Raw genomic sequence first — 13,943 nt, forward strand, 5'->3', positions numbered from 1 at the left:
TCCTTTGGGGCAGTGCCCGGGATCGCACTGTGCGAGCGCCGGAGTCGCCGCGATGATTGCCCCGACCGGAAACTCAACCGGTAAATAAAAAAAGCGCCCGCCCGAAAAATCCGGTGAGAGCACTTGTAAGTTTTCGGGAACCACAACTGCAACTGGTGTCACCGTAGCACAGGGCGAAGGTCAGGGCGTGGGAATGTCGGCCATTCGGGGTCGGCGCGGCTTTAAACCTCCCTGTGCATACTCGTAATTCTGCGCCGGCGGAATCGGATATCCGTGCACGGAAGTCATATGAACGCTGCCGACGGCTTCAGGATTTTCGTGCCCGCGGCGCGTCTCCTCGTTCGGCCGGAGGGCTTCTTCGGGCCGGTCCTCCGGCGCGATGATCCGGCAAGCAGTCCCACACGTCCGGCTCCAACTCCCTTGTGATGCAGGTCACATGGAATGTTCGGAGGGTTCGCGGCCTCTTCCCGTTCGAGACGCGGTCAAGGAGGAAGTCATGAGGATCCCGGGGCAGTGGACCCAGTTGTGCCGGATCGCCCCGGCGACCCGGCCCGGCGCACGGTGACGGCGACCGAGGAGGAGCTGTCGGCGCTCGTGCGGTCCGCCCAGCGCGGCGACCGGATGGCCGTCCAGGAGCTGCTCGACCTGCTGACCCCGTACGTCGGGCGGCTGTGCGGGCCGATCGCGCTGCAGGACGGACCGGACGCCACACAGGAGGCGCTGATCGCGGTCTTCCGGAACATCGGGCGGCTGCGGGAGCCGGCCGCGCTGTTCGGCTGGGTGCGCGTGATCGCCGTACGGGAGGCGGTGCGCATGGCCCGGGCCGGGGCGCGGACCGTGGCCGACCCGCTCGACGAGGTTCCGGCGCGGGGCGATCCGCAGCTCGCGGCCGACGTGCGCGACGTGCTGGAACGGCTCTCCCCGGCGCACCGCGCCGTGCTGGTCCTGCGCGACCTCGAAGGGCTGGACGAGCACGCGGTCAGCGCTCTGCTCGGGGTGCCCGAACCCACCGTGCGGACCCGGCTCTTCCGGGCCCGCCGCAACTTCCGGAAGGCGTGGGAACGTTGAACGACTCCTGGCCGGTCGCCGAACTCGACGCCGTCCGCAGGCTGCGGGTGATCGCCCGCACCACCCCGGGCGCCGGCTTCGCCGAGCACCTCCTCGCCGCGCCCTTCGACCGGGTCTGGGGCCTCGCCTCGGACCTGGAGGACCAGCTGCCCCGGCTCATCACCGACATCAGTTCCTTCACGGTGACCTCGGCCGCCGGTGAACGCCTCGAAGCCCGGGCCCGCAGCCCGCTCGGCATGCGGGCGCGTTTCGACATCGTGCTGCGGCCGGGCTGGTGCCTCATGCAGAGCCGGTTCGTGGTCGGCGGAATGGCCGCCGTGCCGGAAGGGCACGGGACCCGGTTCGCCTTCTTCGGCGGCCTGCGCCTGCCCGGCATCGGCGTGGCCGACCGGGCGTTGCGCCCGCTGATGGCGCCGCTGGCCGCGAGGGTGCTGGGGCGCCTCTGTGACCAGCTGGAACCGTGAACGGGCACCCCCCGCGGAGGCCGCCGCGGGGCTCTGTACGCTGTGCGGGATTCTGCCCTGAGCGTGTTCAAAAACATCCCAAAAGGGGGTCCGGTGCGCAACCGCCGACTCGTTCTCTCCGCCGCCTTCATCGCGGCCGGTGTCGGTCTCATACCGGGCACGGCCCAGGCCGATCCCGCCGCGTCCGGTACGGCCGGTGCGCCCAAGCTGGCCGCTCCGGACGTCAACCTCGACGACGCCGCGGCGCGCAGCTTCAAGACGTTCACCAGCCCCGCGGACCGTACGGTCCGAAAGACGCTGTCCGCCCCGCAGAACAAGGCGGCCGCCGCCCCGATGACCGCGGGTACCGTCGCTGGCAACCCCAACCTCGCGGTCGCCCTGGGCGCCGAGAACAGCAGCGCGCACGGGCTGCAGCTGAAGTCCACGATCACCAGTGAGGCCGCCTCGCTCAAGGTCACCATCGCCTGGGGCGACGGGACCACGGACACGGCCGACGCCGCCGGTTCCACCGTGCTGACCACGCCGCACATGTACGCCGAGGTCGGCTCGTACAAGGTCACCGTCACCGTGGTCGACGCCGCGAACAACACGCAGGCCGTCAACCAGCTCGACGTCGTCACCGAGGGCTCCGACTTCACCCCGTACGCCCCGACCCGCCTCCTGGACACCCGGTCGGGCATCGGCGCGCCCAAGGGCAAGGTGCCCGCGTACGGCACGACCCGCGTCAAGGTCGAGGGCAACGGCTCGATCCCGGACAACGTCACCGCCGTGGTCCTCAACGTCACCGTCACCAACACCACCAGCGGCGGGCACATCACCGCCTACGCCAAGGACGCCGATCGGCCGACCTCGTCGAACGTCAACTTCTCGGCCGGCCAGACGGTCCCGAACCTGGTGATCGTGCCGGTCAGCCAGGACGGCTACGTGGAGCTGTACAACGCCGGCTGGGAGTCGGTCGACCTGCTCGCGGACGTCACCGGCTACTTCACCCAGACCGCGTCCAGCGGCTACACCCCGATGGCGCCGACCCGCTTCGTCGACACCCGCGAGGGCCTCGGCACCGCGAAGGGCCAGGTCGCCGGGCAGGCGACCTTCAGCACGCAGATGAGCGGCCTGCGCGGCGTCCCCCAGGGCGTCAAGGCCGTCGCGCTCAACGTGACCGTCACCAACCCGAAGGAGGACGGCCACCTGACCGTCTTCCCGAGCGGGCAGGCGGCTCCGTCCACCTCCAGCGTGAACTTCACCGCCGGCCAGACCATCGCCAACTCGGTGATCGTGCCCGTCGGCCCCGACGGCAAGATCAGCGTCCGCAACGGCGCCTGGGCCGGGACCGACGTGGTCGTCGACGTCGTCGGCTACTACGGCCCCGACGGCAAGGGCGCCTACCTGCCGCTGGATCCGCTGCGCCTGGTCGACACCCGTGACCCCGGCAGCCCGGTGTACGGGCCGCTGGAGGGCCAGAGCTACATCTACGTGCCGTTCTCCGACACGGAACCGGGCATCTCGGGCTTCGTGCTGAACACCACGGTCACCAACACCCAGGGCGGCGGGTACCTCACGGTCGCCCCGGACCCGAACACGTCCGGCCAGTACGAGAACGGGACGGAGGCCTGGCCGACCCCGCCCAACTCCTCCAACCTGAACTGGACGCAGGGCAGGACCGTCCCGAACCTGGTCCAGGCGAGCACCGGTGCCAACGGCATCGTCGACTTCTGGAACCGGGGCTGGGACAACATCGACCTCGTCGTCGACGTCTTCGGCTACTACGACACCAAGTAACCGCGGCCCGGGGCGCGCCGGGGCGTCAGGCTCCGGCGCGCAGCCGCTCCGCCTCCTCGGTGAGCCAGGCCGGGCGGACCATCTCGACGTTGCGCCCGGTGCCGTCGGCGGCCCGGACCAGCGCGTCGGCGGCCTCCCGCGGGCCGGGCACCGCCCGGGCGCGGGCCGCCTCGGCGAGCGCTCCTGCCGCCGCGGCCTCCGCCGCCCCGGCGAGTTGCAGCGAGGCGGCCGCGCGCTCGGCCGCCTCGGCCGCCTGCCCGTACCGGCCGCCGGTCCAGTACGCCCACGCCGTGTTGTAGAGGCAGACGCCCTCGGTGCGCGGGTTCTCCATCGCCGACGCCGCGCCGAGCGCCGCCTCCAGCGATGCCAGGGCCTCGTCGACCCGCCCCAGCGCGAGGAGCGCCACGCCCTTGGCGTTCAGCGCGTAGTCGGTCGCTTCCTGGACGCCCGCGTCCCGGTAGGCGGCGACGGCCCTGTCGCCCGCCGTGATGGTCTCCTCCCACCGGCCCAGGGTCAGCAGGGCCGTGAAGCGGGCGTTCCACGAACGGGCCTCGGTGAGCGGGTCCCCCGACGTACGGGCGAGTTCGCTCAGCCGGTCGGCGCCGGCCAGGGCCGCCGCGCCGTCGCCCAGGGTGCTGTGGGCGAGGCTGAGGCCCAGGAGTGCGTGCACCTCGGCTTCGGCGTCGCCGTTCTCGTGGGCCAGGTCGCCGGCCCGGGCCAGCGGGCCCATGGCGGCGTCGAGGCGGCCCAGCTGACGGTGGGCGTCGCCCAGGCCGAACATGGCGTCCTGCAGGGCCCGGCGGTCGTCGAGGCGCTCGGCCAGACCGGCTGCCTCGGTGAACAGTTCGGCCGCGTGTGCCAGCGGGCCTCCGCTCAACCGGGCGTGCCCGAAGCTGATGAGATGGGCAAGACGTGCCCGGTCGTCGGTCAACTGTCCCTCCAGTGTCAGGTGCATCGAGATGGCCGCGAGCACCGATCCGTGCCGGACCATCCATCGTGTGATCGAGCCGAGCACCAGCGCGGCGCCGTCCATGTCACCGGCGCGCACCCGGTGGTCGAACTCGCGCCGGTACGGCTGGACGTCGTCCAGGCCGCGCCATTCCGGCCGGGGCGGGGCGATGCTCGCGTACCAGTCGGCGGCCCGCCGCTCCAGGGACCGCCGTCCGAGGACGCCTTCCCGCGGCATGGCGCCGTATGCGAGGTCGGCGTCCATCGGGTGCAGCGCGACGGTGCGGGTGGCCCGGTCCACCGACAGCATGCGCATGCGCAGCAGGTCGGACAGGACCGGTGCGACGCCGGAGCGGCCGGGACCCGGGACGGCACCGAGGTCTGTACCGCTGTCCGTACCGAGGCTCGCCATGATCCACTCGACCGCCTCGCGCGGTACGGGCGTGCGCAGCACCGCGAGGACGTTCAGCACGCCGCGGCCCTCGGGGCCGAGCCGCCGGTACCGGTCCTGGGCGAGCCCCGCGACCACGTCTCCGCGCAGGGTGAAGTCCTCCAGGACCTCCTGCAGCGTCGGCAGCGCCAGCGTGTCGTCGGCCATGGCGCCCACCAGCAGCTCCAGCGCACGCGGTACCCCGTGGACGTGGACCGCGGCCCGCAGCAGCTGCTCGTCGGACAGCTGCGCCACACCGAGGCTCCCGTCCTGGTCGAGCTCGCGCAGCAGCGCGACGGACTCGCCGGGCGGCAGACCGTCGGACAGTTCGACCTCCGCGGCGAAGCGGCGCAGCTCGGGGGCGAGCCGTAGCGGTATCTGCGAGGTGACGAGCAGCCGGGGCGTGGACCGTGCCCGGAAGAGGCAGTCGAAGAAGACCGCGAGTTCCTCGGCTGCCTCGTCGAGCGTGCCGTCGTCCTGGAGCCGGTCCTCCAGGTTGTCCATCAGGATGACGACGAGCCGGTCTCCCATCGCGGCGAACAGCTCGCCGATCTTGTCCTGTACGGGGCGGCCCGTGGCCCAGACGTCCAGCAGCCGTGCCTCGTCCTCGGGGCCGAGTGCGCGGGCGCAGTCGAAGTAGATGCGCTCCAGGGAGATGCCCGACGTACGGGTGCTCAGGTTGACCAGCCCCGACGGAGCGGACGCCCGCGAGTGGCCCGGCCACTCGCCCCGCTCCAGCAGCTCCATGACCTTGGCCGCTACGGCGCTCTTGCCCATGCCCCGGCGGCCGGTGACGGTGACCATGCGGACGGCGGGATCCGAGAGGAGCCGGCCGATCGTCTCGCGGGCCTCGGTCCGGTCCTTGAACAGCTCCAGACCGTGCGTGACGGGCAGCCCGATGACCCTCGAACCCGCCTGGCGGGGGCGGGGTCCGGCGACCCCCTGGCCGGGAACCACGTCCGGCAGGGCCTGCGGGTCACCGATCGCCAGCAGCCCGGCCAGCTCGGCCCGGCGCTGCTCGCCGACCCGGTGCAGGGTGTGGTCGATGCGGGCCGCCGCCAGCCGGCCCATCCCTTCCCAGCGGTGGTGTTCGGCGACGACCCCGACGATGTGGGGCCCGGCCCATACGGCGGCGCCCGACATCCCCGACCACGGCGACACCTTGGGGTCGGGGTCGGCGGCCGCCACCGGGACGGTGATCTCCAGGGTGCCGGTCCGCAGGTTGGACAGGGCCGCCACGGTCCCGTCCGCCTGGTGCAGCTCGCGGAACTGCCGCCCGTCGGGGGTGCGTCGCCGCTTCCACAGCGGGAATCCCGCGGCGTGTACACCGATGACGGCGTGCCGGTCGTCGCCGACGCGCCCGAACCGGGCGGGCGGGACGGGCGGGTCGCCCGGCCGGGGCGCGAAGGCCAGCACGGACACGTCGGTGCCGGCGTCCGACCAGGCCACGGTCGCCTCGGCGGCCCACTGCCCCGGCCGGCCGGCGTCGAAGCGCACCTGGACGCCGGCGGCTCCGGCCACCACGTGGTGGGCGGTCAGCACCACCGCGTCGCCGACCCGGTAGCCCGAGCCGCGCCGCCCGCCGCCGTCGGCGGTGGTGACGATGACCTCCGCGATGCGGTGCGGATCCAGTCCGCCGCTCCCGTCCGAACCGTCAGTGCTCACCGTCAGTCCTCACCCAGCAGCTCGTCCCCGGAGATCAGCGCCATCTGGTCGGGCGCGTCCGCCCGTACCGGCTGCAACGTCAGCGTCAGCTTCTGCGTGACCGTGGTCGACCGCTTGGCCGTGGCGCCGGCGTCGAACACCCAGAACCTGACCTTCACCCCCGGTTCGCTGGTCCGCTCCACCCCGACGGTCAGCTCCAGCTCCACCCGCTCCGCCTTGAACCGCAGGCCTGATTCGTCGCCTTCCGACATGGCACGGCTCAGCTCCTGGCGCAGCTGCGTGATCATGTCCGCCAACTCGACCGCATCGTTCACAAGCAGGGCCCCCAACCGGCTCTTCTGGTCAACTGCCCACTCGGGCACGCCACATCATCACGCATCGGCCCCCAGCCCCGTCCACCCAGGGCCGGGAGAACGCGGTGGGCGGCGACCACCGGCATTGACCGTGTGTGAGCGTAAGGATGCGAAACGTAGCCGACCGTGCATATTGTGCTATGTGTGGCGAAAGGTCCCTTACGCCTGCTCTGTCTCGTCGAGGAAGGTCTCTCATGAAGCGTTTCCCGGTGATCGGCGTGCTCTGCGTCAGCGCGTTGTTCGGTCTCGCCGCGTGTTCCGACGACACCTCGCCCGAAGAGGAGGCGACCAAGGCCGCGGCCGACCTCTGCACCGACCTGACCTCGCTGAAGGCGGACAACGCCAAGCTGAAGGCCCTGAGTCCCGCCACCGCGACCAAGGACCAGATCAAGGACGCCGTCGACGCCGTCAAAGAGGACTGGTCCAACGTCAAGGAGAACGCCCAGCAGCTGAAGGAGGCGGAGCGGGCCGCTGTCCAGGACGCCGCCGAGAACCTCAAGAAGGCGTACGAGGACCTGCCGGGAGACACGACCGGCAAGGACGCGCGCACCCAGCTGCAGCCGCAGATCGAGAAGCTGGACCAGGCCACGACGAATGCCTCCACCGGCCTCCGGTGCCGCTGAACCGGCTGAACCCCGCCTAGGGCAGGACCTCACGCCCGGGAGGCAGTAGTTCGGTGACGACGAAGGCGGCCACGGCCGCCAGGATCACCACCGGCATCATCGCGTAACTGCCGAGCAGCAGGATCACCAGGACCGCGCTGCCCACCGGCAGCCGCAGCGTGGCGGCCGCGGCCGCCGCCATGCCCACCGCCATCCCGGGTACGACCCCCAGGCCGGGCAGGGGCGAGAGCAGGACGCCCACCGCGGCTCCGATGAAGAGCGCGGGGAACACGGGGCCGCCGCGCAGGCTGCCGAGGCAGAACGCGTAGGCGGCGCCCTTGAACAGCACGACGGCGAACAGGGCGCCGATACCCCAGGCGTGCGGGTCGGCGGCCAGCGCGGCGAGGCCCGCCTGGCCGGACGAGGCGACCTCGGCGGGGGAGCGGCCGGTGATCAGTGCGTAGAGGCAGGCGCAGACCGCGGCGCCCAGGGCGCACTGGACGGTCCGTACGAGGCGTCGCTCCGACGTGACGTACGCGGCGAGCCGCCGGGCCCCGGCCAGCAGGGGATGGATCGCGGCGGCGAGGGCGACGGCGATGACCAGCGTCCAGGCCACGTCCGCCAGGTCCAGACGGGGGGCCGGGGCGAACAGCTTCAGGGTCAGGTCCCCCGTCTCCAGCCCCGTCCAGCGTCCGAGTCCCGTGAACACGAGGGCCCCGATTCCGCTGGACAGCATGACGGGCAGCATGACCGCGAACAGCCGCGGCCCGCCCACGCCCGCCAACTCCATCAGCAGCACCGCCGCGATCAGCGGGTTGCCGAAGATGGCGGAGACGGCCGCGGCGGCGCCGGCCGCGCCCAGCAGCGCGTTGCTCTGCGGGGTCGCGGGCGCCTGTGCGAGGTCCCGGAACACCAGGGCCAGTCCGCCGCCCAGGGCGATCAGCGGGGCCTCCGGCCCCAGCACGGCGCCGAACGGCAGGCTGGCGGCCGCCGCGAGCACGACCCCGGGCAGCGCCGCGGGCACGGCGCCCACCGTGTGGAGTCCGGCCGCGGGTACGTGGCCGCCCGCGCCGGGCAGGTGCGTGGCGATCAGGCCCACCGCGATCCCGGCGAAGAGGAGCAGGGGGAGCGGCCACCACCAGGGCGGGGTGTCCCGGCCCATGGCCTGCGGCAGGTCCGCCCACAGCACGTGCTCCAGTTCGTGCAGCGCGGCGAGGAACCAGAAGGAGGCGAGGGACACCAGGACGCCGACGAGGGCGGAGAAGGCGAGTGTCTTCAGGTACCCGGCGCTGCGGAGCATGTGGCGCAGGACGTCCGCCTCTTGAGGCTGGGTGCCGCTGACGGGCGGGTCGGATCGGGGTCGCTGCTCCGTCATGGGTCACTTCCTTTCCCTCTCGATGGTCCACCCGGGGGGTCCCCTTCGCCGCCGGGGGCCGGGGCGGCCGTGTCCCGCCGCGCGATTCCGATCCGGACGGCGCTGAAGAGGACCTTGGCGATCACGCCCACCAGGATCAGGTCGAGGGTCATCTGGGCGGTGGTCATGATGCGGGAGGTCTGGGTGGTGGGCGTGATGTCACCGAAGCCGACGGTCGCGAACACCGTGACGGTGAAGTACAGCGCGTCCGTGCGGTCCAGGGGCTCCGAGAAGGAATGCGGCGCCTGCTCTTCGAGCAGGTAGTACGCCGCGGAGAAGAGCAGCAGGAACAGCGGCACCGCGGTGGAGAGCGCTTCGATGGCGCGCAACCGCGGATACTCCGAACGGGTGATGGTGATGATCTGCCAGGTGACGAGCCCTCCGAAGGTCGCCAGACCGAGCGCGAGCGTGACGACGATGGAGACGTCGAGCCCGCCGTCCAGCGGGCTCAGGTAGTACAGCGCCGTGAGCAGGCAGGCCGAGCCCAGTGAGCGGATCAGGTGACCTGCCGTCACGCGACGGCGCCGCCGGTACGACGCGTCGGCGGGGCCATGTCGCCCGGGTGCCTTGCGTTCCATGGCTTCAGGAGAAGGGGGCGGAGCACATCGCGCGACCGGAGCGGCCCGCGTCCGTGCCTCAGCGCGTGAGCTCGTACAGGCTCCTGCCCACCAGCCACAGTCCGAGGACGAGGCAAGTGACCACGATGGCGGGGTCCTTGTGGTCCGACAGCCACGTCCGCAAGCCCGTCAGCGCCCGCCCGGCCTTCTCGGGCGCGAACACCATGTACAGCTCCATGGCCAGGAGGCTGGAGGTGGCGAGGAGGCAGAAGGCCAGGAGCGCCAGGAACGACTCGCTGTGGCTGAGGTTCGCGTCCACGACGGTGGCGGCTGCCGCACCGACCATGCCCCAGGGCTGCAGGAGCACCGCGAGCCCGGCCGCCGACCACGCGGTGACCTGGTCCATCCGGGACGTGTGCGAGTTCTGGGAGGAGTCGGATCCGGGATCCGGGGCGGAACCCGGGGCGGAGCCGGATGCGGTGTCGGGTGCGGCGTCCGGTGCGGTGTCCGGTCCACCGCGGCTCCGGCGGCGACGTCTGCGTTCGCTGTAGACGACGAGCCCGATGCCGATGGCCAGTTTCGCCGCCAGCCCGGCGGTGGAGGGGGGCGACCTGGGCGCGGGCGGCTCGCCGCCGGTGAGGAGGAGCACGATGGCGATCACGGCGACGAGGCACGCGAGCCAGGCGAGGATGAACGCGAGACCTTTCCACAGGCCCTTGGGCGCCGACAGCACCAGCACGAACGCCATGACGGGCAGCGGGTAGATGGTGATGACGAGGCCGATGACGAGTAGGTCAAGCAGCATGGTGTCCATGGTCGTCCGACCCTGCGGCCGGTTGCAAAAGATATGAAATGTGCTCCGAAATGCGGACGCTGAGTACCGGCTGTATCAATGAAGTACCCGCATGCATGATCGGAGCGAGCATGGACGACTATCCGCTTCTCAACATCTTCTGGACGATGCTGTGGCTCTTCCTGTGGGTCCTGTGGTTCTTCCTCCTCTTCAAGGTCATCACGGATATCTTCCGTGACCACAGCCTCGGTGGCTGGGGGAAGGCGGGATGGCTCATCTTCGTGATCCTGCTGCCGTTCCTCGGCGTGTTCGTCTACCTCATCGCCCGCGGATCCGGCATGGGCCAGCGGGACTTGAAGCAGTACAAGGAGAACGAGCAGGCCTTCCGCAGCTACGTCCAGGAGGCGGCGGGACCCGGGGGCGGTTCGGCGGAGGAGCTGAGCAAGCTCGCCGCGCTCAAGAACAAGGGCGACATCACCCAGGAGGAGTACGACCGCGCCAAGGCGAAGCTCCTGGCGTGAGCGGTCGCGTCAGCGCCACTTCGACGGCTGCAGGCCCCGCCCTTCCGGGCGGGGCCTGCAGCCGCTCTCGGGACCCGGCCCCTCACGCGCCGATGCGCACCAGGGCGAGCGTGATGTTGTCCGGACCTCCGGCTTCGATGGCCGCCTTCCACAGCTCGAAGGCGGCCTTGCCGTCGTCGTGCACGCGCAGCAGGTCGTCGATCACGTCGTCGGGCAGCGGGTCGGTCAGCCCGTCGCTGCACACCAGGTAGCGATCGCCCGTGGACAGCGGGAAAGCCGCCACGTGGGGGGTGATGGGGCTGAGCCCGGGGCTGCCGCCGAGCGTCTGGGTGACGGCCGACGTGGTGCGATGGCCGGGCGCGGGCGGCGGACTGTCGTCCACGCTGACCTGGTGCAGCCCGTCCTCGGTCGCGTGGAACACCTTGCTGTCGCCGACGTTGAACGCCAGCAGGGACTCCGCCAGTACGAGGGCCCCGGCGACCGTGGTTCCCATGGCGGCCAGATCCGGACGGCCGTCGGTGGCCGAGTACACCGCGTCGTTGCAGCGGTTCAGCGCGTCACTGATCGCCTCCGCGCTGTCCAGCGCCGGGCCGAGCGAGGCGAGCTCGCGGACGACCAGCTCGCTGGCGACCTCGCCGGCCGGCTGCCCGCCGAGCCCGTCGGCGACGGCGACGACGAGCGGTCTGCCGAGGGGGAACAACAGCGTCTGGGGGCTCAGGGTCACGGTCCCGCACAGTGTCCACGGGCCGACGGCCAGGCTGTCCTCGTTGTGGTCACGGATCAGCCCGACATGGCTCAGGGCGGTCACAGCTATGTACGCCACCACGACGACCCGCCTCTCCGCAACGGCAGACGCAGCACTCCCCTCCCATTGTCACGCTGCTCGGCTGTGCCGCCGCTCGGCATGCGGTGTGCGACCGGCCGGAGCACGCTGGTCGTGGGGCCCGAGGAAAGGACTGCTCGAGATGTTCGCGAGGCTGAGCACCTACCAGGGATCACCGGTTCCCGCGACGGGAGACCTGAGCGCGCATTCGGAGGCGATCGTCCAGCAGGTCCAGGACGTTCCGGGCTTCCGGGGCGTGTACTACCTCGTCGACCGGGCCTCGGGAAAGGCCAAGTCGCTGACCTTGTGGGAGGACGAGCAGACCATGCGGGCGAGCGAGGACCGGGCCGCCCGGATCCGTGAGGAGACGGCGCAGCGCGAAGGCCAGCGGATCGTCTCGGTCGAGCACTTCGAGGTGGCCTTCAGCCGCCTCCAGCCGTAGCCGCCCCCGGGGCCTCCCGGGGCGTCCCGGGCGCGGATTGGCCCAGGATTCCCGCGGGGAAATGGCGCTACGGACCGGGCTGCCCCGCTCCTAGCCTGAGCCGGTGACCAACAGAGTCGATTTCTTCTTCGATCCCATCTGCCCGTTCGCCTGGATCACTTCCCGCTGGATGCTGGAAGTCGAGCGCCACCGCGACCTCGACCTCACCTTCCGCGTCATGAGCCTGTCCGTTCTCAACGAGGGCCGCGAAGACCTTCCCGAGCGCTACCGAAGGCTCCTCGCCACGAGCTGGGGGCCCGTACGCGTCTGCACCGCCGCGGCGCAGGAGCACGGCGAGGAGGTTCTGCGCGGCCTCTACACGGCACTCGGCACCCGCCTCCACAACGAGGACCGGGCCGCCGACGCCACCGTCATCAGGGAGGCCCTGGCCGAGGCCGGCCTCCCCGAGGACCTGGCCGACGCGGCGGACGGCACCGAGTACGACGACGCGTTGCGCAAGAGCCACCACGAGGGCATGGACCCCGTCGGCGAGGAGGTCGGCACCCCCACCATCCACATCGACGGCACCGCCTTCTTCGGCCCGGTCCTCACCTCGATACCGCGCGGCCAGGACGCGGTCCGCGTCTTCGACGGCGTCCGGCTCCTGGCCGGCTACCCGAAGTTCTTCGAACTCAAGCGGACGCGGACGGGAGCGCTCGACTTCACCTGACCGGGCCCGGTGCCGGCGCCCGCCCCGCCCGCGGAGTGATCCGGGTCACGTGCTGTCACAGGGATCGGCCGCGCGGTGTCTTGTGGTCGAACCCCTGAAGACGGAGGAGACACCATGACTGGGCACACCGATGTGGTCGTGATCGGCGGCGGGTACGCGGGCGTCATGGCCGCCAATCGCCTGACGCAGCGCGACGACGTGACCGTGACGCTGATCAACCCGCGCGGGACCTTCGTGCACCGCATCCGTCTGCACCAGCTGGTGGGCGGGTCCGACGACGCGGTCGTCGACTACCGAGAGGTCCTGGCCGAGGGCGCGCGGCTGGTGGTCGACGCCGTGACCCGGATCGACGCGGCCGGGCGCAGCGTGACGCTGTCGTCGGGCCGAACGCTGGGCTACGACTACCTGGTCTACGCGGTGGGCAGCGGCAGCGCCGACCCGCGCGTGCCCGGGGCGGCCGAGTTCGCCTACCCGATCGCCGACCTGGAGGAGGCGCAGCGGCTGCGGCCGGTTCTCGACGCCGCGCCCGCCTCGGCCGCGGTGACCGTTGTCGGAGCCGGTCCGACCGGCATCGAGACCGCCGCCGAGCTGGCGGAGCAGGGGCGCGCGGTGACCCTGGTGTGCGGCGGGGTGCTGGGCCCGTACCTGCACCCGCGCGGCCGGCGCTCGGTGGCCGGGCGGCTGAAGGCGCTCGGGGTGACCGTGGTCGACGGCCCCGGCACCGAGGTGACGGCGGTGACCCGTGACGCCGTGCTGCTCGGGTCAGGCCGCGAGCTGCCGAGCGCGGTGACCATCTGGACCGCCGGCTTCGGCGTGCCGGACCTGGCCGCGCGCAGCGGGCTGAGCACGGACGTCCTGGGCCGCCTGCTCACGGACGAGACGCTGACCAGCGTGGACGACGAGCGCATCGTGGCGGCCGGGGACTCGGCGGCGCCGTCGAACCTGCCGCTGCGGATGAGCTGCCAGGCCGCGATGCCGCTGGGCGCGCGGGCCGCCGACACGGTGCTCAGCCGGATCGCGGGTGAGCAGCCTGCGACCCTCAACCAGGTGTTCGCCGGCCAGTGCATCAGCCTGGGCCGACGCGCCGGCATCTTCCAGTTCGCGCACAAGAACGACACCGCGCTGTGGTTCCACATCGACGGCCGCCCTGGCGCGAAGCTCAAGGAGTTCGTGTGCAAGGGCGTCGTCAAGCACCTGGCGGACGAGGCACACAAGCCCGGTGGGTACAGCCTGCACCGCGCCTCGGGAGGGGGCACGCGCCAGCAGCTGCTGGAGGCCGGGCGCGGCGAGGCGTTGGCCATTTCCTGAACGGGGCGTTGGCCATTTCCTGAACGGGAACGGGCAGGCTGGGCTACCACCGGCACCACCATCGCCG

General features: G+C 71.7%; 14 protein-coding genes. 8 read left to right on the forward strand and 6 right to left on the reverse strand.

Features of this window, described 5'->3' with window-relative positions; genetic code table 11:
* Window positions 1-513: 513 nt before the first annotated feature.
* The 3 genes from ACFYOB_RS12660 to ACFYOB_RS12670 all read left to right on the forward strand — a co-directional run bounded on the left by ACFYOB_RS12660 (window position 514) and on the right by ACFYOB_RS12670 (window position 3,311).
* Window positions 514-1,068 (forward strand): RNA polymerase sigma factor, encoded by a 555-nt coding sequence (locus tag ACFYOB_RS12660; protein ID WP_388558516.1) that lies wholly within the window; start codon window positions 514-516, stop codon window positions 1,066-1,068.
* Window positions 1,065-1,532, forward strand: coding sequence for a hypothetical protein (locus tag ACFYOB_RS12665; protein WP_388558519.1), 468 nt, complete (start codon window positions 1,065-1,067; stop codon window positions 1,530-1,532). The genes ACFYOB_RS12660 and ACFYOB_RS12665 overlap by 4 nt, the downstream gene beginning before the upstream one ends.
* Window positions 1,533-1,625: 93 nt before the next feature.
* Window positions 1,626-3,311 carry a hypothetical protein gene (locus ACFYOB_RS12670; protein ID WP_388558522.1) on the forward strand — a complete coding sequence of 562 codons (1,686 nt, stop codon included), beginning with the start codon at window positions 1,626-1,628 and terminating at the stop codon, window positions 3,309-3,311.
* A 25-nt stretch (window positions 3,312-3,336) separates the two neighbouring features.
* Here the strand turns inward: ACFYOB_RS12670 and ACFYOB_RS12675 are convergent, their stop codons facing one another.
* Complete coding sequence (locus ACFYOB_RS12675) at window positions 3,337-6,354, reverse strand: trypsin-like peptidase domain-containing protein (RefSeq protein WP_388558525.1); 3,018 nt, start codon at window positions 6,352-6,354, stop codon at window positions 3,337-3,339.
* A 2-nt stretch (window positions 6,355-6,356) separates the two neighbouring features.
* The gene (locus tag ACFYOB_RS12680; protein WP_388558529.1) at window positions 6,357-6,668 is read right to left on the reverse strand and encodes a trypco2 family protein; all 312 of its coding nucleotides are present in this window, start codon (window positions 6,666-6,668) and stop codon (window positions 6,357-6,359) included.
* A 233-nt stretch (window positions 6,669-6,901) separates the two neighbouring features.
* Here ACFYOB_RS12680 and ACFYOB_RS12685 point away from each other — a divergent pair, with 233 nt between their 5' ends.
* A complete protein-coding gene (locus tag ACFYOB_RS12685) occupies window positions 6,902-7,330 on the forward strand; it encodes a hypothetical protein (protein ID WP_388558532.1) in 429 nt (142 codons plus the stop codon).
* A gap of 16 nt (window positions 7,331-7,346) precedes the next feature.
* Here ACFYOB_RS12685 and ACFYOB_RS12690 read toward each other — a convergent pair whose 3' ends face one another.
* The 3 genes from ACFYOB_RS12690 to ACFYOB_RS12700 are packed head-to-tail and all read right to left on the reverse strand — an operon-like array spanning window position 7,347 to window position 10,085.
* Entirely contained in the window at window positions 7,347-8,684 is a 1,338-nt protein-coding gene (locus ACFYOB_RS12690; RefSeq protein ID WP_388558535.1) for a chloride channel protein, read from the reverse strand.
* Window positions 8,681-9,301, reverse strand: a complete 621-nt coding sequence (locus tag ACFYOB_RS12695; RefSeq protein ID WP_388558538.1) for a potassium channel family protein — start codon at window positions 9,299-9,301, stop codon at window positions 8,681-8,683. Before ACFYOB_RS12695 ends, ACFYOB_RS12690 begins: the two co-directional genes overlap by 4 nt.
* A 58-nt stretch (window positions 9,302-9,359) precedes the next feature.
* Window positions 9,360-10,085: a GAP family protein gene (locus ACFYOB_RS12700; RefSeq protein ID WP_388558541.1), complete on the reverse strand. Its 726-nt coding sequence runs from the start codon at window positions 10,083-10,085 to the stop codon at window positions 9,360-9,362.
* 119 nt (window positions 10,086-10,204) lie between these two features.
* On the opposite strand from ACFYOB_RS12700, the gene ACFYOB_RS12705 reads away from it, so the two are divergent.
* Window positions 10,205-10,594, forward strand: a complete 390-nt coding sequence (locus ACFYOB_RS12705; RefSeq protein WP_388558545.1) for an SHOCT domain-containing protein — start codon at window positions 10,205-10,207, stop codon at window positions 10,592-10,594.
* Window positions 10,595-10,676: 82 nt separating this feature from the next.
* On the opposite strand, the gene ACFYOB_RS12710 is transcribed toward ACFYOB_RS12705, so the two are convergent.
* Entirely contained in the window at window positions 10,677-11,417 is a 741-nt protein-coding gene (locus ACFYOB_RS12710; protein ID WP_388558548.1) for a PP2C family protein-serine/threonine phosphatase, read from the reverse strand.
* Between the two features lie 142 nt (window positions 11,418-11,559).
* Here ACFYOB_RS12710 and ACFYOB_RS12715 point away from each other — a divergent pair, with 142 nt between their 5' ends.
* The 3 genes from ACFYOB_RS12715 to ACFYOB_RS12725 all read left to right on the forward strand — a co-directional run bounded on the left by ACFYOB_RS12715 (window position 11,560) and on the right by ACFYOB_RS12725 (window position 13,876).
* Entirely contained in the window at window positions 11,560-11,859 is a 300-nt protein-coding gene (locus tag ACFYOB_RS12715; RefSeq protein WP_388558551.1) for a hypothetical protein, read from the forward strand.
* Window positions 11,860-11,962: 103 nt separating this feature from the next.
* Window positions 11,963-12,568, forward strand: a complete 606-nt coding sequence (locus tag ACFYOB_RS12720; protein ID WP_388558554.1) for a DsbA family protein — start codon at window positions 11,963-11,965, stop codon at window positions 12,566-12,568.
* 114 nt (window positions 12,569-12,682) lie between these two features.
* Entirely contained in the window at window positions 12,683-13,876 is a 1,194-nt protein-coding gene (locus ACFYOB_RS12725; protein WP_388558557.1) for an NAD(P)/FAD-dependent oxidoreductase, read from the forward strand.
* Window positions 13,877-13,943 lie beyond the last annotated feature (67 nt).

Origin of the sequence: Streptomyces sp. NPDC006463, from assembly GCF_042870715.1 — a bacterium.
GTDB lineage: Bacteria > Actinomycetota > Actinomycetes > Streptomycetales > Streptomycetaceae > Streptomyces.